This is a genomic window from Anabaenopsis tanganyikae CS-531, from assembly GCF_029891675.1.
Classification (GTDB): domain Bacteria; phylum Cyanobacteriota; class Cyanobacteriia; order Cyanobacteriales; family Nostocaceae; genus Anabaenopsis; species Anabaenopsis arnoldii.
Genome location: NZ_JANQDF010000153.1, coordinates 1 through 25,479 on the forward strand (window position 1 = coordinate 1; position 25,479 = coordinate 25,479).

Annotated in this window: 21 protein-coding genes and 1 tRNA gene; 9 read left to right on the forward strand and 13 right to left on the reverse strand. The window is 42.4% G+C overall.

The genetic code is table 11. The features are described 5' to 3' along the window. The first annotated feature begins 159 nt into the window (after positions 1 to 159). Positions 160 to 1,356: an FtsW/RodA/SpoVE family cell cycle protein gene (locus NWP22_RS14705; RefSeq protein ID WP_271734022.1), complete on the forward strand. Its 1,197-nt coding sequence runs from the start codon at positions 160 to 162 to the stop codon at positions 1,354 to 1,356. Positions 1,357 to 1,361: 5 nt separating this feature from the next. Here the strand turns inward: NWP22_RS14705 and NWP22_RS14710 are convergent, their stop codons facing one another. From NWP22_RS14710 to patD, 3 genes are all read right to left on the reverse strand, one after another. Continuing rightward, the gene (locus NWP22_RS14710; protein WP_271734021.1) at positions 1,362 to 1,847 is read right to left on the reverse strand and encodes a GNAT family N-acetyltransferase; all 486 of its coding nucleotides are present in this window, start codon (positions 1,845 to 1,847) and stop codon (positions 1,362 to 1,364) included. A 197-nt stretch (positions 1,848 to 2,044) separates the two neighbouring features. Further along, on the reverse strand, positions 2,045 to 3,697 hold the full coding sequence (locus tag NWP22_RS14715) for a dipeptide ABC transporter ATP-binding protein (protein WP_271734019.1): 1,653 nt from the start codon (positions 3,695 to 3,697) through the stop codon (positions 2,045 to 2,047). 149 nt (positions 3,698 to 3,846) lie between these two features. After that, positions 3,847 to 4,200 (reverse strand): heterocyst frequency control protein PatD, encoded by a 354-nt coding sequence (patD, locus tag NWP22_RS14720; protein WP_271734017.1) that lies wholly within the window; start codon positions 4,198 to 4,200, stop codon positions 3,847 to 3,849. A gap of 272 nt (positions 4,201 to 4,472) precedes the next feature. On the opposite strand from patD, the gene NWP22_RS14725 reads away from it, so the two are divergent. Then, a complete protein-coding gene (locus NWP22_RS14725; RefSeq protein WP_271734016.1) occupies positions 4,473 to 6,743 on the forward strand; it encodes a RelA/SpoT family protein in 2,271 nt (756 codons plus the stop codon). Between the two features lie 35 nt (positions 6,744 to 6,778). On the opposite strand, the gene NWP22_RS14730 is transcribed toward NWP22_RS14725, so the two are convergent. Beyond that, a complete protein-coding gene (locus NWP22_RS14730) occupies positions 6,779 to 7,825 on the reverse strand; it encodes a hemolysin family protein (protein ID WP_271734015.1) in 1,047 nt (348 codons plus the stop codon). Positions 7,826 to 7,947: 122 nt separating this feature from the next. On the opposite strand from NWP22_RS14730, the gene NWP22_RS14735 reads away from it, so the two are divergent. Then, positions 7,948 to 8,664 carry a class I SAM-dependent methyltransferase gene (locus tag NWP22_RS14735; protein WP_271734014.1) on the forward strand — a complete coding sequence of 239 codons (717 nt, stop codon included), beginning with the start codon at positions 7,948 to 7,950 and terminating at the stop codon, positions 8,662 to 8,664. A 29-nt stretch (positions 8,665 to 8,693) separates the two neighbouring features. On the opposite strand, the gene NWP22_RS14740 is transcribed toward NWP22_RS14735, so the two are convergent. Further along, positions 8,694 to 9,620 carry a cobalamin-binding protein gene (locus tag NWP22_RS14740; RefSeq protein ID WP_271734013.1) on the reverse strand — a complete coding sequence of 309 codons (927 nt, stop codon included), beginning with the start codon at positions 9,618 to 9,620 and terminating at the stop codon, positions 8,694 to 8,696. Between the two features lie 103 nt (positions 9,621 to 9,723). Further along, positions 9,724 to 10,797 (reverse strand): undecaprenyldiphospho-muramoylpentapeptide beta-N-acetylglucosaminyltransferase, encoded by a 1,074-nt coding sequence (gene murG, locus NWP22_RS14745; protein ID WP_271734012.1) that lies wholly within the window; start codon positions 10,795 to 10,797, stop codon positions 9,724 to 9,726. Between the two features lie 86 nt (positions 10,798 to 10,883). Between murG and NWP22_RS14750 the strand changes: the two genes are divergently transcribed. Next, the gene (locus NWP22_RS14750) at positions 10,884 to 11,798 is read left to right on the forward strand and encodes a nuclear transport factor 2 family protein (RefSeq protein WP_271734011.1); all 915 of its coding nucleotides are present in this window, start codon (positions 10,884 to 10,886) and stop codon (positions 11,796 to 11,798) included. A gap of 47 nt (positions 11,799 to 11,845) precedes the next feature. Here NWP22_RS14750 and NWP22_RS14755 read toward each other — a convergent pair whose 3' ends face one another. Continuing rightward, positions 11,846 to 13,486 carry an alpha/beta hydrolase gene (locus tag NWP22_RS14755; RefSeq protein WP_271734010.1) on the reverse strand — a complete coding sequence of 547 codons (1,641 nt, stop codon included), beginning with the start codon at positions 13,484 to 13,486 and terminating at the stop codon, positions 11,846 to 11,848. 559 nt (positions 13,487 to 14,045) lie between these two features. Between NWP22_RS14755 and NWP22_RS14760 the strand changes: the two genes are divergently transcribed. The 4 genes from NWP22_RS14760 to NWP22_RS14775 all read left to right on the forward strand — a co-directional run bounded on the left by NWP22_RS14760 (position 14,046) and on the right by NWP22_RS14775 (position 18,330). Further along, positions 14,046 to 15,731, forward strand: a complete 1,686-nt coding sequence (locus NWP22_RS14760) for an NAD(P)H-quinone oxidoreductase subunit 4 (RefSeq protein ID WP_271734008.1) — start codon at positions 14,046 to 14,048, stop codon at positions 15,729 to 15,731. A gap of 12 nt (positions 15,732 to 15,743) precedes the next feature. Continuing rightward, positions 15,744 to 16,151, forward strand: coding sequence for a QcrA and Rieske domain-containing protein (locus NWP22_RS14765; protein WP_271734007.1), 408 nt, complete (start codon positions 15,744 to 15,746; stop codon positions 16,149 to 16,151). 575 nt (positions 16,152 to 16,726) lie between these two features. Then, on the forward strand, positions 16,727 to 17,464 hold the full coding sequence (locus NWP22_RS14770) for a hypothetical protein (RefSeq protein WP_417006610.1): 738 nt from the start codon (positions 16,727 to 16,729) through the stop codon (positions 17,462 to 17,464). Positions 17,465 to 17,796: 332 nt separating this feature from the next. Continuing rightward, positions 17,797 to 18,330, forward strand: coding sequence for a hypothetical protein (locus NWP22_RS14775; protein ID WP_280802042.1), 534 nt, complete (start codon positions 17,797 to 17,799; stop codon positions 18,328 to 18,330). 72 nt (positions 18,331 to 18,402) lie between these two features. On the opposite strand, the gene NWP22_RS14780 is transcribed toward NWP22_RS14775, so the two are convergent. The 4 genes from NWP22_RS14780 to pds form a co-directional block, all read right to left on the reverse strand. Further along, on the reverse strand, positions 18,403 to 19,686 hold the full coding sequence (locus tag NWP22_RS14780; RefSeq protein ID WP_271734004.1) for an ABC transporter substrate-binding protein: 1,284 nt from the start codon (positions 19,684 to 19,686) through the stop codon (positions 18,403 to 18,405). Positions 19,687 to 20,159: 473 nt separating this feature from the next. Continuing rightward, a tRNA-Ser gene (locus NWP22_RS14785) sits at positions 20,160 to 20,251 on the reverse strand. Between the two features lie 170 nt (positions 20,252 to 20,421). After that, positions 20,422 to 21,354, reverse strand: coding sequence for a 15-cis-phytoene synthase CrtB (gene crtB / locus NWP22_RS14790; protein WP_271734002.1), 933 nt, complete (start codon positions 21,352 to 21,354; stop codon positions 20,422 to 20,424). Continuing rightward, positions 21,338 to 22,777 carry a 15-cis-phytoene desaturase gene (gene pds / locus NWP22_RS14795; RefSeq protein ID WP_271734001.1) on the reverse strand — a complete coding sequence of 480 codons (1,440 nt, stop codon included), beginning with the start codon at positions 22,775 to 22,777 and terminating at the stop codon, positions 21,338 to 21,340. Before pds ends, crtB begins: the two co-directional genes overlap by 17 nt. A 254-nt stretch (positions 22,778 to 23,031) precedes the next feature. Between pds and nagZ the strand changes: the two genes are divergently transcribed. Continuing rightward, positions 23,032 to 24,126 (forward strand): beta-N-acetylhexosaminidase, encoded by a 1,095-nt coding sequence (gene nagZ / locus NWP22_RS14800; protein WP_271734000.1) that lies wholly within the window; start codon positions 23,032 to 23,034, stop codon positions 24,124 to 24,126. Between the two features lie 8 nt (positions 24,127 to 24,134). On the opposite strand, the gene NWP22_RS14805 is transcribed toward nagZ, so the two are convergent. Continuing rightward, positions 24,135 to 24,494, reverse strand: coding sequence for a metal-sensitive transcriptional regulator (locus tag NWP22_RS14805; RefSeq protein ID WP_271733999.1), 360 nt, complete (start codon positions 24,492 to 24,494; stop codon positions 24,135 to 24,137). A gap of 94 nt (positions 24,495 to 24,588) precedes the next feature. Further along, a complete protein-coding gene (locus tag NWP22_RS14810) occupies positions 24,589 to 25,272 on the reverse strand; it encodes a DUF975 family protein (protein ID WP_271733998.1) in 684 nt (227 codons plus the stop codon). Positions 25,273 to 25,479 lie beyond the last annotated feature (207 nt).

Consider the following 25,479-nt stretch of genomic DNA (forward strand, 5'->3'; position numbering starts at 1 on the left):
TTAAATGGGGCGTACAACATATTAAGAAAAGCAGTCCTGAACGCTTTTGCAGACGGGATAGAGGGGTTAGGAGTAACTCCAATCAGGTTTACCCCTGGTAAAGTGACTTTGTAGATTTGTCTATAATTTCACAAACTCTAACTTTTAATTTACCTCATCGTGAATCTACGTTTCCTGATTCCCATTTTTGATAATTCTGTCTCCACCTGGGCCTTAGAAGCCAGGTTGCTGCGCTGGGTCACATTTATCTGGCTGTTTGTGGGATTAATCGTGCTGTTTTCAGCCTCCTATCCCGTAGCTGAAATGCGTCTGGGAGATGGACTGTACTATTTTAAGCGTCAATTAGCCTGGGTTTTCTTTGCCCTGATGGGATTTAACATCATTGTCAATCTTCCCATCCGCAGAATGTTGGGAAATTCTCATTGGTTTATAGCCCTGTTTCTGCTGTTAATCTTCGGGACATTAATACCAGGAGTCGGGAAAAAAGCCTTTGATGCAGCGCGGTGGATAGCCATCGGGCCCATTCCCCTACAACCATCAGAATTAATTAAACCCTTCTTAGTGCTGCAAAGTGCGCGACTGTTTGGACAGTGGGAAAAGTTGAGTTGGTCAATACGCTTAAGTTGGTTAGCTGTGTTTTGTCTAGTGCTTTTAGGTATCCTAGCCCAGCCTAACTTAAGTACAGCTGCACTTTGTGGTATGACTATTTGGCTCATTGCTTTAGCAGGGGGAGTCAGTTACAAGTATTTGGCCGGTACAGCAGTCGGTGGAGTACTATTAGCCCTGATAAGTATCAGCATCAAAGAGTACCAGCGCCGCCGTGTGATGTCATTCCTCAACCCTTGGGCTGATGCTACAGGTGATGGCTACCAACTAGTACAAAGTCTGCTAGCAATAGGTTCTGGTCAAACATCGGGGGTGGGGTTTGGACTCTCTCAGCAAAAGCTATTTTATTTACCTATTCAGGACACTGATTTTATTTTCTCGATCTTTGCTGAAGAATTTGGCTTTCTTGGCAGTATTTTACTGTTGCTTCTCTTAGGTTTATTCGCCACCCTAGGATTAATCGTAGCATTAAAGTCCAAGAATATCATCAACCGACTAGTAGCCATTGGCATTACAACTGTAATTGTCGGACAATCATTACTACATATTGGCGTAGCCACAGGTGCCTTACCCACCACAGGCTTACCCCTACCCATGTTTAGCTATGGTGGTAATTCTATCATTTCCAGCCTAGTAGGTGCTGCCTTGCTGATTCGGGTAGCCCGCGAAAGTAGTGAAGCGGATATACTACCACTACACAAACCCCAGTCTGATAAACCTCGCCAGCGCCGGATGTTGCAGAAAAGGTAAACTACTTAAATTCGTAGTCCCATAATTATTAAATCCCTTTCTATGCCGTCAAGTTCTGCAACTTGCGGCAAATATCCCCATTGTTTAAACCCGAATTTACCAAACAGGTTTAAACTCGGCTGATTATGGGCGAAAATAAAACCTAAAAGTGTTTTTATTCCTAAGTTCGGACTTTCCTTAACTGCTTGGTCTAGGAGTTTCCCCCCTAAGCCACATCTATGCACAGCAGGGTAAAGATAAATACTAATTTCGGCTGTGGAATCATAAGCTGGCCGCCCATAAAATGATTTAAAACTTAGCCATCCTACAACTATCCCTTCTACTTCTATCACCCAAATTGGTCTTTGTAAACATCGCCCTCGAAACCAAGTTAGGCGACTTTCCACAGAAACTGGTTCTAAATCAGCCGTTGCTGTGCGACTGGGAATTGCTGCATTATAAATTGCTACTATTGCGGGTAAATCATTGATATTCGCATGGCGGATGGTCATGGTTACTTTTAGAGGATGTTTGTCAAGTCATGATTAGTGTATCGAATATTATTTGACCCCTCCCTCACCTTTCCCTTATAAAGGGAAAGGTGACTGGATTTGATTGTTTTTTGTGTGTTGGGTGTGTTGGGTGTGTTCGGTGTGTTCCGGTGTTCCCTAAGATAAAAATTACCTGGTGAAAACTTATCAAACAACCTCTAAGAACGAGCTAACAAGGGAGCGGATGCTAGTAAGGTTTGAGTGTAGGGATGTTGAGGATTGGTAAATATTTCCTTTGTACTACCCATTTCTACAATTTTACCATTATGCATAACGGCAATGCGATCGCACAAAAACCGTGCCAACCACAAATCATGAGTAATAAACAAATAAGTTAATTCAAATTCTGCCTTTAATTCTAACATCAAATCCAGCACTTGGGACTGTACACTAGCATCTAACATACTCACAGGCTCATCACAGATTAATAGTTGGGGACGGGTAATTAGAGCGCGAGCAATGGCGACTCGTTGCTGTTGTCCCCCGGATAAATCCGAGGGATAACGTTGATAATAAACTTCTGCTGGTGTTAATCCCACCCTTTCCAGCATCCATAAAACTTCTGATTTTGCTTTTTGTGCATCAGCTAGCTGATGGATAAATAAGGGGTCAGCTATACTTTGTCCCACTGTCATTACAGGATTAAGACAAGCATGGGGGTCTTGAAAAATCATCTGCATTTGTCGCCGTGAAACCCGGATTTCCTGGGGCGATAAACTCATTAAATCCTGTCCCAAAAATTCCACTTTCCCCGCGGTGGGACGAATCAGCTGTAATATTGTCCTGGACAGTGTACTTTTGCCACAACCTGATTCCCCAACTAAACCGAAAATCTCCCCGGGATAGAGTTTTAAGTTAACCTCATCTACGGCTTTAATTGTTTCCCTTGGTTTATTCAATAATCTTTGGATAAAATTCGGTTCTATAGTGTAGTGCTGCTTTAGTTGTGTAATCTGCAAGATTGGTGATGGTGAAGCTTCCCCATTTCCTGGTACAGAGGGCATAGGTTTTACATCTATACTTTGAATATGTAAAGCTGCTTGTAATAGCGATCGCGTGTATTCATGTTGGGGTTGTCTCAATACAGTTTCTGTCGCCCCCATTTCTACCATCTTCCCTTGATACATCACACCCAGGCGATGGCAATACTCCCCCACCATAGCCAAATCGTGAGAAATTAGCAACAAGGCCATATTTTCTTCACTGCATAGACGGCTTAATTCTTGTAAGATTTGCGCCGAGACGGTGACATCTAAACTAGTGGTGGGTTCATCAGCGATAATCAACTTGGGATTGAGCAGTAAAGCCAAAGCAATGGCTACCCGTTGACGCATTCCGCCGCTAAACTCATGAGGGTACTGATACCAACGGATTGCAGGAATGTTCACTTTTTCTAAAGTGGCGATCGCTTGTGCTTTAGCTTCCCTAGGTGATAATTTTGGTAAATGGGCTTGTAGGGTTTCCATGCAATGGTCACCAATGGTCATCAATGGGTCAAGGCGTGTCATGGGATCTTGAAAAATCAAAGCCAAAGACTCACCCCGAAATTTACGCAACTCCTCACCCATTAAATCAAACACTGATTTACCCTGAAACCTTACCCGCCCCTGAATGTTACTATCAGGGGGTAACAACCCCATTGCAGCCCTTCCCAGAGTCGATTTACCACACCCCGACTCACCCACCAAACCCATTCTTTCCCCTGCTTGTAAGGTGAAAGATACATCATCAACCGCCCAATTTACTACCTCCTCATTACTTTGAGGATAAGCCACACGGAGATTTTCAATGGTCAATAAAGCTTCACTCATGTAATTTCTGTTAGGAAGATGTTTTTGACACTCACCGCTATACCTTTGACCTCTGAAATTCCTGTTTGGGGAAATAGTTACAAAAATAACTGTCAATTGTCCCACAAATATGAGATCATGTCAGGAGTAGAGCAAAAGGTAAAGAATTGTTATGTTTGCGCCTCTGGTGGTGGTTGCACAATAGCCTCACAGTATTGGATGAGAGTCTGCAAGCGATCGCGAATCAACTTGAGCCTCTCATTAGTCGTGGATGCTTGCCGTGCTCCTTGGAGGAACATGATATCAATTTCCAACAAGCGCAACTGCTTACTGATCTCAGTCTGATATGACTGTACCCGGTAACCCGCATCAGGTAAAGGTACAATCTCCAGGCGAAACACCTGCTGCAACAAAGCCACACCCTTTCGCAGTTCAGGTGGATTGACTGGGGTGACACAGGTATCAGAGCGTATTTGCTCGAGTAAAGTTGCGAGTCTGTGATATTTCTCAAGATTTAGAGACATTCAGTGCTAGTTAAGATAGTATTAGTTTCAATAAATTATCTTTTAAAATAAACTTTCTCAACTTCTGATGACAAACCGCAGTGCCTCAACTCCAGCTTTGAGGTTTTGCCATAATATAGATTTATCATTGCTGTATGGATAATTACCACAGGCAACTAGAAAATTATCCTCATTTTTCTTCTTAACTGTAGCAGATAGGATTTTCCACCCTTCCTGCTACCCATAATCTTCATCTCTCACTTATCTACTGATTACGTTTAATCCCTAATTGTATGAGCAGCACACTTGTAAATTCCACAACTACACTCGCCCTTCCGGAATGGCTTCACAAATGTTTACGAGAGTCATCAGCATATAGGGGTGATCCAGAAGAACAGCAAAAGTATAGTGATGAAGTTTTAATTGGTAAGGCCTTTGAATTTGCCTATCAACTGCATGAGGGTCAATACCGCAAATCGGGAGAACTATATATTAGTCACCCCGTAGCCGTAGCCGGATTACTGCGAGATTTAGGTGGCAGTGCTGCCATGATAGCAGCTGGATTTCTTCATGATGTAGTGGAGGATACAGATGTCACAAGTGAAGACATAGAAAAACACTTTGGAGCAGAAGTACGCCAATTAGTAGAAGGTGTCACCAAGCTTTCTAAAATAAATTTCAACAGCAAAACCGAAAGCCAAGCGGAAAACTTCCGGCGGATGTTTGTAGCTATGGCTAAGGATATTCGGGTAATTGTGGTGAAACTGGCAGACCGTTTGCATAATATGCGAACTTTACAATATATGTCAGAGTCTAGTCGTCTGCGCACCGCCCAGGAAACCAGAGATATTTTTGCCCCCTTAGCAAATCGCCTGGGGATGTGGCACATCAAGTGGGAACTTGAAGATTTGTCCTTTAAATACCTGGAACCGGAAGCCTTTCGGCAAATGCAGGATCATGTTTCCGAAAAACGGACGGCGCGGGAAGAAAAATTGGCTAAAGCTACAGAGATACTGCGGGAGCGTTTGCAGCAAGCGGGTATTAAATGTCAGGATATCAGTGGTCGTCCTAAGCACCTTTATAGCATTTATCAAAAAATGCAAAGGCAGCAAAAAGAATTTCATGAAATTTATGATTTGGCCGCCCTGCGGATTATTGTCCAGACTAATGAGGAATGTTACCGGGCTTTGGCAGTGGTTCATGATACTTTTCGCCCTATTCCCTCTCGATTTAAAGATTACATCGGCTTGCCCAAGCCTAACCATTACCAGTCGTTGCATACTGGAGTGATTGGGCTGACTGGCCGCCCTTTGGAAATCCAAATTCGCACTGTGGAAATGCATCATGTGGCTGAATATGGGATTGCTGCCCATTGGAAGTACAAGGAAACAGGTGGTTCTACTAGCCAACTCACCAGCGCTGATGAAAAGTTTACTTGGTTAAGACATCTGCTGGAATGGCAAAGTGATCTCAATGACGCTCAAGAATATCTTGATAGCGTCAAAGATAATTTATTTGGAGATGATGTCTATGTCTTCACCCCTAAGGGGGATGTTATACCTTTAAGTCCTGGTGCAACCTGTATAGATTTTGCTTATCATATTCATACCGAAGTCGGTAACCACTGTGCCGGAGCCAGGGTAAATGGCCGCATGGTACCTTTGTCAACTCCTTTGCAAAATGGCGCTATTGTAGAAATTATTACCCAGAAGAACAGCCATCCTAGTTTGGATTGGTTGAATTTTGCGAGAACTTCGGCAGCGAAGTATCGCATTAAACAATGGTACAAGCGATCGCGCCGCGATGAAAATCTGGATCGGGGACGGGAATTATTGGAAAAGGAACTAGGTAAAACAGGTTTTGATAACTTGCTCAAATCACAAGCCATGCAAACTGTGGCCGAAAAGTGTAATTATCACAGCGTCGAAGATTTACTAGCAGGTCTGGGTTACGGTGAAACTACCCTCAACTTAGTTCTCAATCGCTGGCGAGAAGTAGCTAAAGAACAACAACCTGCTAACGTTGTTTCTTTATTTCCCGGTAAAGAAATACCAACAACATCAAAAATTGTCCGCGATACCCCTCCCCTGAATACCCGTCCTTGTGATTCACCCATTATTGGCGTAGAGGGATTGGTATATCATCTAGCTGGTTGTTGTACTCCCCTTCCCGGTGAAGCAATTATTGGTGTGGTCACACGGGGTAGAGGAATTTCTATCCATCGTCAGGGGTGTAGTAATCTCGAAAGTGTGGAGTTTGAGCGCTTAGTACCCGTCAGTTGGAACTGTGCTGTTGAACATATCAGTCGTCCCCAGACTTACCCGGTAAATGTGCAAATCGAAGCTCTTGACCGTGTGGGGGTCCTCAAGGATATTTTATCCCGGTTGAGTGACCAGGGAATTAATGTGCGTCATGCACAGGTGAAAACTTCTATTGATCAACCCGCTTTGATTGATTTAGGAATAGATATACGCGATCGCTTGCAACTAGAGCAAGTGTTTACTCAAATTAAGAAAATGAGCGACATTTTAAACATCCGTCGCCTTGGTCAAATTGACGAATAGTATTTACTAGGCTGTGTTAGAGCAGATTATAAAACTTAGCTGGGATGACTAACATTAATAGACTGCAACATTTTTTCCCGCTTCTTGCGGGCAATTTCTTGTAAATCAACTGTTCTATCAGTCTCATCGACAATTTCACCGGTGATCACTTCTAGTACATCTTCCAATGTTACCACACCAGCCACATCTCCATATTCATCAACCACCACAGCCAGATGTTCCCGCGCTGCGATGAAATTCTTCATCAGTTTATCAGCTCGAATTATTTCGGGAACAAAGTGAACTTTTCTCGCTAAATTAGCAATTTTTTCCTGGTTATTACCTTCAACCATAGCTGTGAGTAAATTATGCTTTAAAGCAAATCCAATTACCTGGTCAATCGACTCATCAACTACAATAATACGGGTATGTTGAGAAGCAATAATGTCTTTTTTTGCGGCTTCAAGAGTGAGATTTCCGCGGATATAAGTTAACATAATCCTGGGTGTCATCAAGTCTGCTGCTGTGACATCATTTAATCTAAATACCCGTTGAATCATTTCTGCTTCATCGCTTTCAATAATCCCCTCTTGTTGACCAATATTCGCCAGCAACTTGATTTCGGCCTCATTTGTGGTTGGTCGCTTTTTGGTTTTAAAAAAGGGTGCAGTGACATTTTCGATAATCCAAACCAGAGGTGTGAACACTAAAGACAGTCCAGTTACAGGTAAAGCCGTCACCATAGCGATTTGTTCACAATAGCGCTCTCCAATTGTCTTGGGAATAATTTCTGCAAACATGATAATCAACAAAGTAAGTATTGCCGAAAATATTCCCAACCAAGTATCTCCCAAGACTTGACTAGCAATACTACCTGTAATAATACTGCCAACAATATTAAAAATATTGTTCATGATCACAATTGTGGCAATCGGTCGATTCATATTTTCCCGAATTGCCAACAGTGCAAGGGTGGCCGGATGATTGGACTGTGCTAATTGTCTGACTCTCAGGGGAGAAACAGAAAACAACGCTGTTTCCGTAGCAGAACAAAGCGCTGAACCGAAAATCACAACAAATACAATTATTATTAGCTGCAACATAAAAGCTAGGAGTTCTTACCCATTTTATCAAAATCCACAGCAAGATTCCCGCTCCAATCAAGAGCATCCTGTTTTAATGTATTTTGGGTCAATATAAATAATAATAATAGTTTGAGATTCTTATGTCACAAATATTTCCAGGAGAGGTATTCGCTAACACTGCCGATTTTGACAACGGTATTCGCCAACTCTTACCCCGCTATGATGAAATGTTGGAGGTAATTACCGAGTGTCTTCCAACTACAACTCGTCGGATTTTAGAACTAGGCTGCGGTACAGGGGAACTAACCCTGAAAATCTTCTACTGCTGTCCCAATGCGGAAATCACAGCCTTAGATTACTCACCACGCATGTTACAATTTGCTAGGGAGAAAATCACCAATGCTGGATATCAAGAACGGTGGACTGGCATACAAGCAGACTTTGGTGAATGGGCCAATCATCCCGAAAAGTTCGATATAAGTAGCGAATTTGATGCCTGTGTCTCATCTTTGGCAATTCATCATCTCCATGATCAGATGAAGCTGAAGTTATTTCAACGCATTGCTGCGAGTCTTCACCCAGGGGGTTATTTTGGCAATGCAGACCCAATATTACCAGAATCACCTGTACTGACAGAAGTTTATCAGGCCGCACGAGAAAAATGGGCAGCACAACAGGGAAATACTTTAACCGAGGTACGGGCTAGGCTTGGTAGTAGTACTCAGCAAGGATATTCTAGCCAAGACCAACTCGCTACTTTGGAGACACATTTGCAAATGCTCACTGAATCTGGATTTAAAACAGTAGCAGTACCTTGGAAATATTACGGTTTAGCTGTTTTTGGCGGCTGGACTTAACCCATATGAACCGCTTCCGGATGCTGCGTTTAGAGCGTATCCCAGGCGGTTCCTTTATAGCCATAATTAAAAATTTCTGGGTGTAAAATTTCTGCTAAAATCTCTAAAGAATCTGCAAGTCTTGGCCCGGGACGATTGAAAAAAGCATTGCCATCAGCAAGATAAACTCTACCACTCTGGGCGGCGTGAAGTTTTTCCCAGTCTGGACGTTGAATGAATAACTGGGCGGCTTGACGAGTCCGATTTAAATCAAAGCCACAGGGGATAAAAATGATGATGTCTGGATTGCTTTTTAACAGTGCTTCCCAGGATATAGAACTAGAAGGCTGACCTTTGACGCTAAATTGTGACTGACCTCCTGCTAAGTTCACCAATTCGGGAATCCAATTCGCAGCAATTATTAAAGGATCTGTCCACTCAATACAGGCTACTGTGGGTAACTCTGTTGAGGAAAGCCCCTGGAGTTTTCGCTGACAAATCGTGACACGAGCTTCTAAATTTTCCAAGACATGAACTGAGTCTACACCAAAGATATCACTTACTCGCTCAATATCTTGCCAAACATCCTCAAGAAGATGCGGTTTTAAGGAAATAATTTGAGGTGAGGTGTGGACAAGACTAGCAAAGGCTTTTTCCACATCTGCAAGGGTGACTCCACATAAATCACACTGGTCTTGAGTAATAATGTGGGTGGGTTGTAATTTCTCTAAAACATCGGTTTTGATTTCATATATACTTAGGGCGGATTGTAACAAGTCGTTGATATCATCATGAATCTTACGGCTTTGCTGATGGTAATTCCAGCGTGCTTGAGTACAAACCGGGCGATTTTTGATTTCCGGAGGGTAGTCGCATTCATGCGATCGCCCGACAATGTGATTAGTCAGGCCCAGTGCGTCCAAAATTTCCGTTCCACCAGGAATCAAAGAAACAATCCTCACACTACTATTGGCCATCGGGCTACCTCCAGAACAGCTACTATAATTTCAATTCTGGCAAACTTTAACTGTTGCGGTATCTTTCTTTAGGTGAACACCTGTGTTCATTCATAAAACAAAATCACATATGAAGTATTTCACGGACTAAAGAAGCTAACTTGTCAGCACTATCAGGAACTGCGACCGCTTTGGCATTTTCTGCCATTGTGGCTAATTCATGGGGCGATCGCAATAAATGTAAAACTTCAGTTTGTAATGTCTGTGTTGTTAACTCCGATTGCCGAAAACTTAAAGCCGCGCCAGCTTGGGTAAATACCTCTGCATTGTATGCTTGATGGTCTTCGGCAGCAAAGGGGTAAGGAATTAATATCGCTGGCGTTCCACATACTGCTAATTCTGTTAAACTGCCTGCACCAGCGCGACTAATGGCTAAATCGGCTCGTCTTAACAAAGCCGCCATGTTGTCGTAAAAGGGTAATGAGATATATTGCGAATGCTGGAGACTATCCGCCTGGGGATCTTGATTCCCTGTTAAATGTACCACATAAGCACCAGCATCAAACCAGGACGGAGCCGACTGGCGCACTAACTGATTCACCGCCACCGCCCCCTGACTGCCACCAAAGACTACAATTAAAGGCGCACCATCAGGAATAGGTAAATCTAGCAATTTATCTAGTCCTGGTTCCAGGAATTGAGAGCGCACGGGAGTACCCACATAAACATTTTTGCAGCGAGGTAAATACTGACTAGCGACCGCAAACCCTAAGGCCACCGCACTACACCAAGGTCCAAAAAACCGGCTGACTTTACCAGGTAAGGCATTAGATTCATGGAAAACTACAGGTAACCCCAGGGAACGCGCCGCAATGACGCTGGGAGCCGCTATATAACCCCCTGTGGTGAAAACACCTTGAAAATTCCCTTCTGTGAGGATGCGTCTGACCTTCAAAATCCCCGCCACCATACCGGCTATGATCCGGAGTGTAGACAATCCAAATCCTTGCTGAAACCCCTCAACTGCAATAGTATTCAATAGATACTGTGTGGGCACAAGTTGAGTTTCTAAACGATTGGAGACACCCAGCCATTCAATCTCATAATCTGGTAATTTCTCAGCCAGTGCGATCGCTGGAAACAAGTGTCCACCAGTCCCACTAGCAGCTATTAATAATTTTATCGGTGCGTTTGCCATGAACAATCTAAAGTTTAGCGCCTAGCATATCTAAAGATAAAACAATTTCCTGACCTTCTCTACTTAAATCAGCAAACTCTTACCAAATGACTAACATTACTGCCTTATTACTGAAACACCAACAGAAATTTCCTCATAGTATTTGGTTCTCTATATCACTAATACTATTGAATGTAACTAGTAATTGGCAACCGGCTCAAGCTAGGACAATACAACCATTACAACCTGTGTCTACTGTTGTCCAAGGCGGTGAGATGTCCTTAAAAGACAGGCTACGCCAATGGCAAACAGCCAACAGCTCATCTACCATCATTTCCAGCGGTACAGCCTCTGAATTGAGCAATCTGTTAGCACAAATGGATGCAGCAGCTACCCGTGGTAACATCAAAGAAGTCATGCAATTTTACAGTCCCAACTTCAGCAATACAGATGGTTTAAATTACCAATCCCTTGAAAAATCCTTGATTGCATTCTGGAAACGTTATCCAAATTTGCGATACAGTACAAAGTTGCAATCTTGGCAAGTTGAAGGCAATACCATCGTTGCCGAAACAGTAACTAATATAGTGGGTTCACCATCTACCAACAGCAGTAATTTCGCTCTCAATACCACCATTACATCTCGTCAACGGATTCAGGGCACAAAAATAGTCGAGCAAAAAATCTTATCAGAACGTAGCCTACTTACTTCTGGTGAGCAGCCTCCCCAAATTGATATCAATTTACCAGATCAAGTAAAAGTAGGACAGAAGTATTATTTCGATGCCATCGTCCAAGAACCACTCGGCGATGAGTTTCTACTGGGAACAGCAATAGAAGAACCAGTCCACTTTAGTAAATATCTCAATCCCACATCTGTAAATTTGGAAAGACTCAAATCTGGGGGACTTTTTAAAATCGGACAGGCCCCAGTTATTCCTGGTCATCGTTGGGTGTCAGCAGTGATTGTCAGATCTAATGGGACTACTATCGTCACTCAACGTCTGCAAGTGGTTAGATAGTTAATATTCATTGTACCAAAAGGCTTGTTTGTGTGTACACTCCGCCGCTAGCGGGGGAGTTTCAACTCTTCCATCACATCAGCCGGAATCTCAGTCACTAAACGAATGGGAAATCCTTGGGTAGATGCATATTGGGCGTACTCTGGGGTGAGGAAGATTTTATATTGCTCCCTTTGAGGAGTCATTTGTGCCGCAAATGCTAAAGTAATGACTTTCATATACCTATGAATCTCAGCAGCTTGGGCACCAACTACCTCAACACCCCCCTTCTCCTCCCTCTGTGCAGTAGAAATGGGATCTTTGATACTACCGTGAGTTGCTCCCACAATTCCAATTAGCCATTTTGGTGCTGGGATTTTGCTAAAACCAATGATTTGTTCGGTTAACGCTGGGGTTACTTGATCGGCTGATGATGCTAAAATTAGGGTGGGAACTTCCATATTTCCTAACCCAGTTTCACCAAACATGAGGGAAGTTGTGGGGTTAAGAGCGATCGCCTGTTTAATGCGGGGGTCTCGTAATATGTAGCGATCTTGTGGTAGAGTTTTGGCAACACACTGCAAACCCTCCCCGAAATTAACACTAGTATCTAGGAATTGAGCACAGCGTTCTCTTAAAGAATCTACTTGTAATTCTCCCCCTGCAATAGACATCGCTGTCCCACCCCCAAAAGAATGACCGATCACCATAGCGTTCTTGGTTGTTAACTTACCTTGTAGCTGGTGTTTGTCTTGTTGGTTCCACTGTGCCAACTGGTCTAAAATAAAACTGATATCTTTAGGGCGCTCCAAAAATTCCTGGGGTTTCATCAGCAATGCAAGACCCCCCTGCATTGGATCTATTCGGTAATCTTGATTACTACCAATATGTTCTAGCGCTGCTACTACATATCCATGAGATGCTAAATGTTCTGCTATGTAGCGCATATCTGTGCGATCAGAGGAATAACCGTGTGATAAAACGATCACAGGTTTAGTAGTTCCGGCTGCATCTGACCAATAAATGTCAACAGGAACAAGACGTTGGCGTTGTTGATCTTTTAATCTTGGTAAGTTGATCACCTGTACTTTCCCAGTTCCTGCTTCCCCAGGATCAAAGGGTAAATTCAATTCTGCAGGCTTTGCAGCCAGTCTGGGAGTAATGGCTTGTATAAACTCGTTGCTTTGTTGATAGGACAGGTTAAAGTTACTAAAAACCCCAGGTACTTCCGCCACATTAATCACAAGGTTTTGACTGGGGTAATTTTGGATAAAGCTAATAACAGAAAGTCCTTCTGAAGTTTTAGAACCATGTACCAGCGCAGTTCTCAGGGCTTGCATTCCCGCCTCATCTTTGCGGAATGTGAGTTTAGAGAAGTCTTGGAGGATACTACTACCAACCGGAGTATATAATAATCTACTTAAATTTACAAAATTTACGGTAACTTTCTTACGTAGTACTTCTAAAAATTTTTGCCGATCTTCAGGGGGAAATTTATTCGTATAAACTTGATATTGCTGAGGTACTATTCCTGTTGCGGCAATTGTTTGCAAGTCTTCAACTGATATTGATTCTTCTAGAATACCATAACGCAAAATAACATTCTGTGCAGGATTTGCCGGTTTAATTCTCAGTAAGAAATATGTGTTAATAATGGTGATTAATAAAAAAATATTTATTGTAATCTTTGATAGTAGTGTATATCGCATAATTTGACACCGAACGACATTTTTATTTATGAGTGAGAAAATTTTGAACCGGTTAAAGCTTTTTTGAAAAGTTTATCATAAATATTCAGATAATTACCGGCTGAAATTTCAGCTAATTCCATACCTAATGCACCCTAGAGGCTCAAGTCAAAGTCACCCAGAAGCGATCGACTATTCAGCATTTAAGCTTTTGAGAATTTTCTTAGCTAACAATTTTTATAGAACTCTACTATATTTAAAAGGATGATTCCTTGCCAGATCAGCGATAGCGCAAGCGCTGCTGCTAAAGCAGAACGCCTATTTCACATTACCATGATTTCACTTTCAACACTATCGATTAGTATCAAGTGATGACACACTTATCTTAGTGTAAATACTTAGTAAATGACTATTTCCAGGGAATCTTTGCATAAACCATCCTATGGTTTGGGGGTTAGTCCTGCCTGTGAGTAAGGATAGTAATTTTATTATGCCACCCATAGTTATTAAGATATTATTAAAAAGTTTAATAATATGAGATGATAATTAAACTAAGTAAGTATTATTCATTAGATATCCGATGACAGATGAATTTCCCTGGCTGAGTGTGATTGTCTTGTTACCATTCATTGCTGCTCTGGTGATCCCTGTTCTTTCCGATAAAGACGGCAAGTGGATACGATGGTATGCGCTAGGAGTGGGAGTTACCGATTTAATCTTGATGTGCTACGCCTTTTGGCGGCATTATGATGCCAGCAGTGCTGTATTTCAACTAGAAGAAAATTATGCCTGGATGCCTCAGTTAGGCCTAAGTTGGGCGGTTGCTGTGGATGGTTTATCAGTTCCCTTTGTACTTCTAGCCGGACTGGTAACAACACTGTCAATTTTTTCGGCTTGGCAAGTTGACCGCAGGCCTCGTCTTTTCTATTTCCTAATGCTAGTGCTCTACTCAGCCCAGATTGGGGTATTTGTCGCCAAAGACCTGCTGCTGTTTTTCATTATGTGGGAAGTGGAGCTAATTCCCGTATACCTGCTGATTTCCATTTGGGGTGGACAAAAGCGTCGCTACGCTGCTACAAAATTCTTGATATATACGGCGGCAGCTTCTATATTTATTTTAGTAGCAGCATTGGCAATGGCGCTCTACGGTGGGGGTAATATCACTTTTGACTTAGCACGGTTGGGATTGAAAGATTACCCACTAAATTTAGAACTTTTACTATATGCAGGATTGTTAATTGCCTTTGGTGTCAAGTTGGCTGTGTTCCCCATGCATACTTGGTTACCTGATGCTCATGGAGAAGCTTCATCTCCAGTATCAATGATTCTGGCAGGTGTGCTGCTGAAGATGGGAGGATACGGACTAATTCGCCTGAATATGGGAATTTTGGCTGATGCACATATTTACTTTGCACCAGTTCTGGCAATTCTGGGGGTTGTTAACATTATCTATGGTGCGTTGAATTCCTTCGCCCAATCTAATATGAAGCGGCGGCTGGCCTATTCGTCCATTTCTCACATGGGATTCGTACTCCTAGGTATTGCGTCCTTCACTGATTTGGGTATTAACGGCGCCATGTTGCAAATGATTTCCCACGGTTTAATTGCGTCCGTGCTGTTTTTCCTGGCAGGTGTCACCTACGATCGCACTCGTACAATGATTATGGATGATATGGGCGGTATTGGTCAGGTAATGCCAAAAGTATTTGCATTATTTACCATCAGTGCCATGGCCTCCCTAGCTCTCCCAGGTATGAGCGGCTTTGTGGGGGAACTTGCTGTCTTCGTTGGTATAACTAGCAGTGATGTCTACAGTTCCGCCTTCTGTATTGTCACGGTTTTCCTGGCTGCCATAGGAGTTATCCTCACACCAATTTATCTACTTAATTTGCTGCGTAAGGTGTTTTATGGTACTAGTGCTGCAGTCTCCTGTGACGTTAATAATGCAGCCTTGGAGAATCAGGAGGACGAGGGAACAGCTTGTTTTGGTACTGACTGTCTGCTGCCAACTCAAACGATCTATAGTGATGCTAGACCCCGTGAAGTATTTATTGCTGCCTGTTTTCTGTTGCTGATTATCGGTATCGGGTTTTACCCCAAGTTGGCTATGCAGATGTATGACGTGAAGACCGTGGCTGTGAATGCTCAGGTGCGCCAATCTTTGATGACTATCTCCCAAACAAATCCCCACATCTATGCTCAGGGATTGTCAGTTCCTACTATTCCCCCATCTGAAATAAAACCCGTTTTGGGAGTTGTTAAGTAACTTTATTAACTTATGAAACGTCGCGATTTTATCAATTGGGTAGGTTTAAGTACAATCGCTAGTAGTTTACCTGTAGCTATAGCTGCTTGTGCTTCTAAAAAAGTATCTAGAGATTGGCAAACTGTGGGTACTGTGACGGATTTGGATAAAGATGGCCAATTGCTAGTTCAAAAATCCCCTACTTTCAATGTTTTAGTAGTTGGTACATCGGTCAGTGAAAATCTCATCGCTGTTGACCCTACCTGTACTCACTCAGGTTGCACAGTAACATGGGACGGGAAAGGTAATAAGTTTGCCTGTCGTTGTCATGGTGCAGAATATAACACTAATGGTCAAGTGCGAAGGGGACCGGCTAGAGAACCACTCAAAACTTACTCAGCTAAGATTGAGAATAATTCAGTATTAGTGAAGCAAAATTAATAATTTCATATCAAACATCCTCTGAGAGAATGGTGGATGCTCTCAAAAACAAGGCTGGAAGACCCATTCAAAAAAACGCTCAATTTTTGCCAAAAATTGAGCGTTTTATAGTTAAATTTCGTCAGGTGATCGGAATACCTATTTATTTAGTATTAATCAACACTACTTTAATTCCTCCTAAAGATAGATAAATACTACGCCCATGTTTTCATACTTCCTGAAAGTTTTGCTAGGCAATGGATGGAACAATAGTATCAATTTTAATTGCCATCTTATAAATTTCATCCTCAGTTGTAGTAATTAAGCCCCATGATTACAAAAACCTTCTGATAGTATTTATTTTTGACACCCTAGTTTTGCTTTGTTACGTCAAATATGGGACTTCTGTGTATTTTGTAATTATTGATACTACTATTCTTATGACTTCATCTCTACTACCTAGTAGACAGTATGTTGATCAAGACTTCTGTCTACTTAAGGATGTAATGGTGATTTTATGATGTTACAGTTTAAATATCGCCAAATTTGGTGGAATCATCGTACACAATGTCCATAGCGGCAATATTTTGTCAGGAGTGAATGTGAATATTATTTCCCTTGTCTACTACAAGCTAGACAAATGCAAAAGTTTGTTTTACCTACCCAGCGTAGCTGCTCTGACAATGTTAAGTAGTGGTGTGTCTGCTATTGCTGAAACAGTAGATACTCAACTGTTACATGAGGCTTCTGTGAATGCAATATCTATGGCTACGCCATGCAAGGTAGAAGTTGCTAATGAAACATTCACACCTGTACAGGGGACGGTGGAAACCTCATCAGCATCCCTGATTTCTCAATCAAAACTTACTTCTCATCATCAGATAGCACAAGCAAATATAGATTTTGGTAGACCTAGCCGTGCCGGTAAAAACTATGTCGGTATTGCTGGTAACCTTGGTTTAGAAGGTAGCAACTCATCTTTAGGTGATGCCAATGTTGCCGTTGTGGGTAAAGTGGGATTGACAAATACCATATCTGTAAGACCATCTGCTCTATTTGGCAACAACACCACTATCTTGCTTCCCGTTACCTATGACTTCAGCTTACAGCAGCCAAGTCCCTTTGAGGAGCCCTTAGCGATCGCACCTTATGTTGGAGTAGGTGCAGCTCTTAAAACTGGTGATAATTCTAAGACTGCTTTATTAGTATCTGTTGGTCTTGATTTTCCTCTCAATAGTCGATTTACCGCCACCGCTTCCGCTAATGCCGGATTTTTTGACCAAACTGATATCGGTTTGTTATTAGGAGTTGGTTACAATTTCAGCGGTTTTTAACTGAATCATCTCAAACATAAAAGGCAAAAGTGATTCTCACTCTTGCCTTTTACCTAATATAGCATTTCCCATGCTCGTGAGGTACAATTTTTTTTAGTTTGAGGGAACAGGGAACAGGAAATAGGTGTGTACTTCATGAGCCTGAAAAAGGCTTTAATGCAACTTTGTATTTAGGGATGTAATCTTGATTTTTGCAGTAATTATTCCAGTTTGCATAACAACAAATAATTCTTTCAGCTAAAAATAACCCTTATATATATATGAATAAACAGCGGCAATCATCAAATCAGACTAAAAATGTTATAAAGGAAAATGAAAAAGAAGAAGAACTCATGCATGATGTTCTTGTGTTGCTGGAAAACTTGATTTCTAGGGAAGAGACTACAGTCAAGTTAATCATGGATTCTCTCTATGATGTAGGCTCAATTAACCTGATTAACCATAAGTTTCATTGTCGGACTCTCAATAGACTTCTCAAACTCATTTCCAGAACATCCAAGCCAGTATTTAGAATTTTTGCTTGGCGGTGGTTTCAAAATAATGGTCCTCAATTAATTACTAACTGGATACAAAACAAGATTGCTTTCAAAAGCACCCAAACAGCAAAAATACCGACAACACAAGTTGTGCTGGCAAATCCCGACACAAATGTTAATCCTCTAACAAAACCTCAGTATCAACTTCAGGAAGTAAAACATCTTCTTTCCCAAGTGACATTACTAACTGGTATTTTGGCTGGGTTCGTGACTGTGTTTGGTTGTAGCTTTGTTTGGTTAAGTTATTCTCTAGAGCGATCGCATATGCAAAGAATTGTAGAATTACAAAATCAGGTGAAAACTCTGGAGGCTAGCGTCAAAGAACATTAGCTGAATCTGGAAGTAGCCCGGTAATGATTGTGGCGGGCTACCCCCATGTCCTTGCTGTTTCCGTGGGAGAGACTATTGAGGATTAGGACTAACTTTATCGATCACATTAATTTTACCATCTGCTTCTACAGTCCAAACATCGTAGACACCCACAACATCGCCATTGGCATCAATATCCACATTACCACTTGCCCCTTGGTAGTTAATGTCTTGACCCTCTCGAAGCAACTTCAGCCCCTCGCATACATTAGTAACTTCTATACCAGGTGCATTAGCAACATCACGTATCTTCTGAGCAATACCAACCCCTGTATTTTCCTGGGCGGCTTGGGCGGACAGTACCAACAAAGCCGCAGCATCCCAGGCTTGGGGAGCATATTCCCCCGGTGAACCGCCTTTTTTTTCTTGCCACAGTTGATTAAAAGCTGCTAGGGCTTGGCCATCAGAACCGGGTACTGTACCCAGGGCTCCCGCCAAGAGATATTTCCCATCTCCACCTTTACCTACTTGGTTTGGGAAAGTAGGTGATTTTACTCCATCAGTTAGTAAAATCTGCACCCCATCAGTTAACCCTTGTTGATAAGCAGTTTTGAGGAGGAGACTACCTGTTTCAGCGTAGAGAACCGCTACGACTGCATCCGGTTTACCAGCGAAAGCCGCTGCGGCTTCAGTATCAAAAGTTTGGGCTTTGGGATCGTAGCGGACAGGATTATTTTTATTAACTACAGTTCCGCCCAATTTCTCAAAAGCCTCTACAAATGCTTTTTCAAACCCCACGCCATAGTCGTTATTAATCACAACTGTAGAAACTCGCCGAAAACCTTTTTGATTAGCTAGTTCAGCTAATGCTAATGCTTGGTAGGTATCAGGAGGAGCTGTACGCGACCAAAAGCCTTTAAATTCACCTTTTTGGGCTTTTTCTGTAAAAACTGGACTGGTACTACCAGGAGAAACCAGCATCACTTGATTCGGCACAGCAACTGAGACAGCAGCAGTAGAAACGCTACTAGCAAAGGAACCAACTACCCCAGCTACCCGGTCTAAAGTTGCCAATTTGGTCATACCCGCCGCACCAGCTCTGGGGTCAGTCTGGTCGTCCACTTCTATGAGGGTAACTGGTTGTCCATTCACTCCCTCGCAAGCGTTAACGGTCTCTACGAGCAAGGGAATGGAGCCTATCATTTGCTGTCCAACCGATGCTAGGTCACCAGTGCTTGGTAGTAAAGTACCAATTTTTAGCCCGGAACTACTCTCCCCTGTGGTATTAGTGTTATTCGCATTTTCGCAAGCTCCTAAAAGGAACCCTGTTGTTAGGGTAGCTATACTCAAGCCTAAGGCAGTATGAATTTTTAGCACAGTTTACTTTTTACCCTGAGATATTTATGAGACTGAAAGTAAGATTCAACCTAGCTTCTTCTTATACTAGGCAAATCTTCACACTCCCCTATGTAAACAGAGGGGGATTATTGGTTCAATTACTCGGATAAATAATAGCATCTACCCACGGGAATAAAACTTTTCACCAAAATATCAATATTTCTTGATGTATAAGATAGGTAACTTTCATCCCTAGACCTAACATTAATAAAAAAGTAACCACTTTGTTCTCAAGGGTTATCGGCATTCTCGTTATAAATCTAGCATTTCCCATGCTCGTGAGGTACAAAGTTGTTTAGTTTCAGGGAACAGGGAACAGCGAACAGCGAACAGCGAACAGCGAACAGGGAATAGGGAATAGGGAATAGGCAATTGATGTGTACTTCATTAGCCTGAAAAAGGCTTTAAGTTAAGAAGGCAAGTTACTTTTTAACCTAGGCGGATCGCTAAAACGGAGAGAGAGGGATTCGAACCCTCGGTACGGAGTTACCTGCCGTACAACAGATTAGCAATCTGTCGCTTTCGACCACTCAGCCATCTCTCCAGATGGGCTACAGATTTTAAATATAGCAGAGTATTTTTAGTTAGTCAACTATCATTTATAAAATTGTTTGAAGTATCAGACGCAAATATAGAATCTCCTGACTTATAGTCAGGAGACTGGCAGGTGTTGCAAAACTTACGGGTTACGAATTATTCTGAATACGGAGTTAACTAAAGAACCTGCGATCGCATCCACGCCCGTGGTAAAGAAAGTAATTTTTGCCACTGAGGTACATAGGCACGTTTGGTAAACGCGTTGTAATCGTTACGTTCAATGATGGTTAAAATTCGACTGTAATGCATGAGAGCCGCCCATACAGGCCAACGAGCATCAGGGGATAGATAACTAATACCTCTTTCAGCTTTAGTATAAAATTCTCTAGCTCTGTTAATTTCAAACCGCATTAGGGAGCGCCAGCGGTCATCAACTACACCTTTAAATAAATCGTCCTCAGTGTAATTGAATCGTGCCAAATCCTCTAGAGGAATATAAATTCTCCCCCGTCGCGCATCCTCCCCTACATCTCTGAGGATGTTGGTGAGTTGCTTGGCTATTCCCAAGGCGATTTCTTCAGCAGTGGGCAGATAAGGCTGTTGTTTACAGTTCCACGGCGCTGAATTTCTGGTTTCATCCAGTCCCATAATCGAGGTTGACATTAAACCAACAGTACCGGCGACGCGATAACAGTAGAGGTATAAATCCTCAAAGGTTTCATAGCGACTGCGATACAAATCCATCTGCTGACCAGCAATCATATCCCGGAAGGGCTGAATGTCGATGGGAAAGCGTCGAACAGTATCAGCCAAAGCTACATCATAATCTTCCACTGGTTCCCCAGCGAAAATTGACTCTAGCTGCTGCTCCCATAAATCTAGGGTTTCTGGCGTAGTCATGGCACATCCAGGCCCATCTACCAATTCATCTGTGCGGCGACACCATGCGTAAATCGCCCAAATAGCAGGACGTTTTTCTTCGCTCAGGAGCAAAGTGCTTAGGTAAAAAGTCGCGGAATACTTGGCTATAAGTTGCCGACAAAGTTTGTAGGACTCGTCTACAGAGACCAGCGTTTTCATGCGCGGTGGGGAATCAGGCAGTTGCAGCATTCGTTGCGGGCGGTCGGGTTGGCGTTTGCAGGTCTGAGGAATTTTCTACCGGGGGGGCTTCCGAGATTGCTTGCGCTGTCAGCTTACCAGAAAGTACAGCACCTTCCATACTAGCTAAGTAGCGCTGCATGGTGTAATCCCCAGTGAGATAAAAGTTGTTGATGGGGGTTTGTTGTGAGGGGCGGTACTGTTGGCGACCTGGTGTCGCTTTGTAAACTGAGCGCGGTGTTTTGACCACATGATACTTTAATAATTTAGCGTTATTTTCTTGCCCAAAATGGTCAGGGAAGAGTTTCTCTAACTCAGCAAGAGTGGCGGTAACAATTTCCTCATCTGATTTAGTGATCCAATCTTTTGCCGGAGCTAAAACTAATTCCAACATTGAGCGATCTGGATTAGCATATTCACGACAGGCATTGCTCATATCAGCATAAACGCTCAGGAGCGGCGATCGCGAGAATAATAAGTGATCAATCTCTGTCAGTTTACGATCAAACCACAAATGGACATTAATTACAGGTACCCCTTCTAAACCTTCTAGCTTTTGGAAAAACTCCATTTCCTGCCAAGGTTTTGGTAGCATTACCTTTAACGGGTCAACGGGCATAGCTGACACATACAAGTCAGCTGTAAATATTTCATCCTCAGCCCCATTTAACCCTCTGAGTAAGAATCCCTTAACTGTACCGTCAGGGTTGAGCAAAATTTCCTTGAGGGGAGCATTTAGCCGCACTTCCCCACCCCGCTGAGTGATGTAATCTACTATCGGCTGACACAATCTTTCGGTGGGTGAACCGTCTAAAAATGCCATTTTAGAGCCGTTCTTTTCCTGAAGGAAGCGATTCAGCGCTGTGAGGAGGATCGTAGCAGAGATTTCATCAGGTCCAATGAAGTTTAATGACTTGCACATGGCAATGAAAACTTCTGTATTCACCCGTTCGGGAATCTTCTGTTTACGTAGCCACTCTGTCCAAGAATATTTATCCATCTCCTCAACATATTTTTGCCCCTGAACCATTGCTGGAATCAGTCCTAGACCAAATTTAATTTTTTCTGGCCATGTGAGCATATCGTTGTTTCTGAGAATCGCCACCACACCATTTAAGGGCGCTGGCAAATCTGGGAAGTCAAAGCGGCTGTATGTTCCTGGTGCTTCGGGCTGATTGAAGATCATTGTGTGTTCTTTCCACTGCAATCGATCTTCAATATCCAGTTCTTTAAATAGCTGCAACATATTGGGATATGCGCCAAAAAAGATGTGCAAACCCGTTTCGTACCAGTCTCCATCAGCGTCTTTCCACGCGGCCACTTTACCACCCAATACATCCCGGCGCTCCAAGATAATGGGAGTGTGACCTGCGTCTGTGAGATATTTCGCGCAGGATAGCCCTGCTAGACCAGCACCCGCGATCGCGACTCGCATTTAAACTTACTGCCTTTTAATATTTCTTTATGGTTTTGTCGTTCTCATTATAAGTTGCAATCCGTTACATTTGGCAGCAGTTGTACGATCTGTTCTCAAAAAACTTCTCTCAGGAATGCTCTTACTCACATCCAAAGGTGCTAACACCATCACAATTGAATGTTTTCCTGATTTCCACCATCTAACTGAGTTTATGTAATTTTCCCGAAGATAAATTAAAATATTTAGTATATTTTATAGTTCTTTTTTTTCCTATGCTCACATCTCAAAAGCTACAAACCTTTGGTAATCATTTAATAGTTGGTATTTCTGGGACGACATTAAGTGATGATGATAAACGTATACTGAGTGACTTGAAACCAGTTGGGGTGATTTTTTTTGCTAAAAACTTTGAGGATGGTAACCCTTACGAAGTATGGCTAGAAACTTTCGGGCAACTTAACCACCAAATCCGAGAATATGCTCAACGTGACTCTATGTTTATGACATTAGACCACGAAGGAGGAAGGGTGGTGAGGACACCATTACCAATTACCAGATTTCCTTATGCCTTACTGTGTCGATCACACGCCTACAAAGTAGCAATAGCCACAGCATTAGAACTTAAATCACTGGGGATAAACTTATCCTGGTCTCCCGTAGCAGATATTTTTTCTCATCCTCAAAACCCCATTATCGGACCTCGTGCCTTTGGTCACACCCCAGAAACCACAGCTAAAGCTGTATGTGAATACTACAGAGGACTTAAGGAAGGGGGAATATTAGGATGTGGGAAACACTTTCCTGGACATGGAGACACTAGTAAAGATTCTCACATTGAATTACCCATACTCAATCTGACCCTAGAAGACCTGCACAAACGGGAGCTAATACCATTTAAAGCCCTGATTGCCGAGCAAATTCCCCTAATCATGACAGCTCATATCTTATTCCCCCACATAGACCCCAAATTACCAGCCACACTTTCCCCAGCTATCCTCAAAAGCATACTCCGGGACGAATTGGGCTTTGAGGGTGTAGTTGTATCCGACGACCTGGATATGAAAGCTGTTTCCGATATGTTTACCCACAGTGGTACAGTAGCCCAAGCCTTTAATGCTGGCTGTGATTTATTTATTGTCTCCCGTAATCTTAATTCCTTATCCATAGAACGTACCTATGAGATGGCTGAAGATTTTGCCGATTCGTTAAATCAAGGTAGTCTAGATCAATCAACAGTAGCTGCAGCCAGAAATAGAATCGAGAAACTACTAGCGGTGACTCCTCAATATACCATTCAGACTTTGGCTCAAAATACCCTACAGGAACACGCCCAACTAGCGATCGCCTGTTGTTACCAGGAGAGATAAAATTAGTACTAAGGCAAAAACCGATCCAAAGCAGCTTTTAACTGTTGAATTTCCACCTCCATATTCCCCTCTTGAGCCGCTCTAGCAATACACTCAGTTAAATGTTCATCCAAAACAATTCTCGCCACCTTATCCAAAGCGCCCCGCACCGCCGCAATTTGTAATAAAACATCAGGACAAGGGGTATCTTGCTGCACCATTGTTTTAATACCGCGAACATGTCCCTCTATCCGTGACAACCGATTGACAATTTTCCGCAGTGACTCTTGACTATGAACGTGAGCATGAGCCGACTGTCCATGGTTATGCTCTATTGGGGGATGGGATATAGATAAAGATTCTGTTGCTAACCGGTTGGGTTTATTCATGAGCCTTCTAAGTACTGTTAATAGTTAAATCCTAGCCTAGAGGATCGCAAATCAAGGGAAAACTCTTTCCCAGGAGTTAACCCCAGTCAAACAGTTAAATTTCGTGGTCTCGTAGTTTTAAACCTAAACCCTCCCGGCGACTGCGCAGGTCGTAGTAAATGACAGATGTGAGAGTTTGATAAAAGGGTAAAATCATAGCACTAATACTAAAAATGATGGCTAGTAGCAAAAATACAAAATAAAGTAAAGCATATAGACCATATTCATCTAGTATGAACGGTGAGAAAACTAATTGTAAAAAACTAGTCATAACTTGCAGCATAATCTGAGCCGGGATGGTAATTATTAAAGAACCCACAAAGTAAATCAACAACAACCGCCAGCCGTAACCCTGAGTTAATTGCCAACTGCGACTAATGGCTGACACCCCGTCAACATTTTCTTCAATAGCCAAGACCGCATCTACTAAGTATAACCTGATTATGATCCATAAACAGGCTAAGATTACCACAATCAGAGTCGCCAAGGTAATCAGACCCAACAGAAGAACAGCAGCAGAATTTTCGTCTGGAAATATCAAGCCCCAGAAAACCCCTAAGATGCCAAATATAATCACTATACCTAGGCCAAGTCCCACACCCACAAGAAATAATAACAGCACCGCCACCAAAAACTCCCACAACCGAGAATTAACAAAGCGTTGACCAGATGGGATACTTTCTGGCTGATTTACCAATTCACCGAAAGCCAAGCGGGAAATCAGAGATATCAGAGCCATAAACTTAGCCCAACCATAGACGGGAACTAGGACCCACAGGTAAGCCTTGAGTGCTAGGAAAAAATAGTCTACAATAATTTAATGAATTTATAGTCATTTATGTACATTTGTAGTATAATATAATTATGAATGTACGATCATTAAATGAATGAAACTATCTGATTATGCAAAAAAGGTAGGGATAAGTTATAGAACTGCGTGGCGTTG

What these genes read in the sequence shown, in the direction of transcription:
- NWP22_RS14740 (WP_271734013.1), bottom strand. Translation starts at nt 9,620, where the DNA reads ATGGCCAATAGTAGTGTGAGGATTGTTTCTTTGATTCCTGGTGGAACG.
- murG (WP_271734012.1), bottom strand. Translation starts at nt 10,797, where the DNA reads ATGGCAAACGCACCGATAAAATTATTAATAGCTGCTAGTGGGACTGGT.
- NWP22_RS14760 (WP_271734008.1), top strand. Translation starts at nt 14,046, where the DNA reads ATGACAGATGAATTTCCCTGGCTGAGTGTGATTGTCTTGTTACCATTC.
- NWP22_RS14805 (WP_271733999.1), bottom strand. Translation starts at nt 24,494, where the DNA reads ATGAATAAACCCAACCGGTTAGCAACAGAATCTTTATCTATATCCCAT.
- NWP22_RS14810 (WP_271733998.1), bottom strand. Translation starts at nt 25,272, where the DNA reads ATGGCTCTGATATCTCTGATTTCCCGCTTGGCTTTCGGTGAATTGGTA.
- crtB (WP_271734002.1), bottom strand. Translation starts at nt 21,354, where the DNA reads ATGCTGCAACTGCCTGATTCCCCACCGCGCATGAAAACGCTGGTCTCT.
- NWP22_RS14710 (WP_271734021.1), bottom strand. Translation starts at nt 1,847, where the DNA reads ATGACCATCCGCCATGCGAATATCAATGATTTACCCGCAATAGTAGCA.
- NWP22_RS14755 (WP_271734010.1), bottom strand. Translation starts at nt 13,486, where the DNA reads ATGCGATATACACTACTATCAAAGATTACAATAAATATTTTTTTATTA.
- NWP22_RS14725 (WP_271734016.1), top strand. Translation starts at nt 4,473, where the DNA reads ATGAGCAGCACACTTGTAAATTCCACAACTACACTCGCCCTTCCGGAA.
- NWP22_RS14735 (WP_271734014.1), top strand. Translation starts at nt 7,948, where the DNA reads ATGTCACAAATATTTCCAGGAGAGGTATTCGCTAACACTGCCGATTTT.
- pds (WP_271734001.1), bottom strand. Translation starts at nt 22,777, where the DNA reads ATGCGAGTCGCGATCGCGGGTGCTGGTCTAGCAGGGCTATCCTGCGCG.
- NWP22_RS14730 (WP_271734015.1), bottom strand. Translation starts at nt 7,825, where the DNA reads ATGTTGCAGCTAATAATAATTGTATTTGTTGTGATTTTCGGTTCAGCG.
- NWP22_RS14715 (WP_271734019.1), bottom strand. Translation starts at nt 3,697, where the DNA reads ATGAGTGAAGCTTTATTGACCATTGAAAATCTCCGTGTGGCTTATCCT.
- NWP22_RS14750 (WP_271734011.1), top strand. Translation starts at nt 10,884, where the DNA reads ATGACTAACATTACTGCCTTATTACTGAAACACCAACAGAAATTTCCT.
- NWP22_RS14775 (WP_280802042.1), top strand. Translation starts at nt 17,797, where the DNA reads ATGCATGATGTTCTTGTGTTGCTGGAAAACTTGATTTCTAGGGAAGAG.
- NWP22_RS14765 (WP_271734007.1), top strand. Translation starts at nt 15,744, where the DNA reads ATGAAACGTCGCGATTTTATCAATTGGGTAGGTTTAAGTACAATCGCT.
- patD (WP_271734017.1), bottom strand. Translation starts at nt 4,200, where the DNA reads ATGTCTCTAAATCTTGAGAAATATCACAGACTCGCAACTTTACTCGAG.
- nagZ (WP_271734000.1), top strand. Translation starts at nt 23,032, where the DNA reads ATGCTCACATCTCAAAAGCTACAAACCTTTGGTAATCATTTAATAGTT.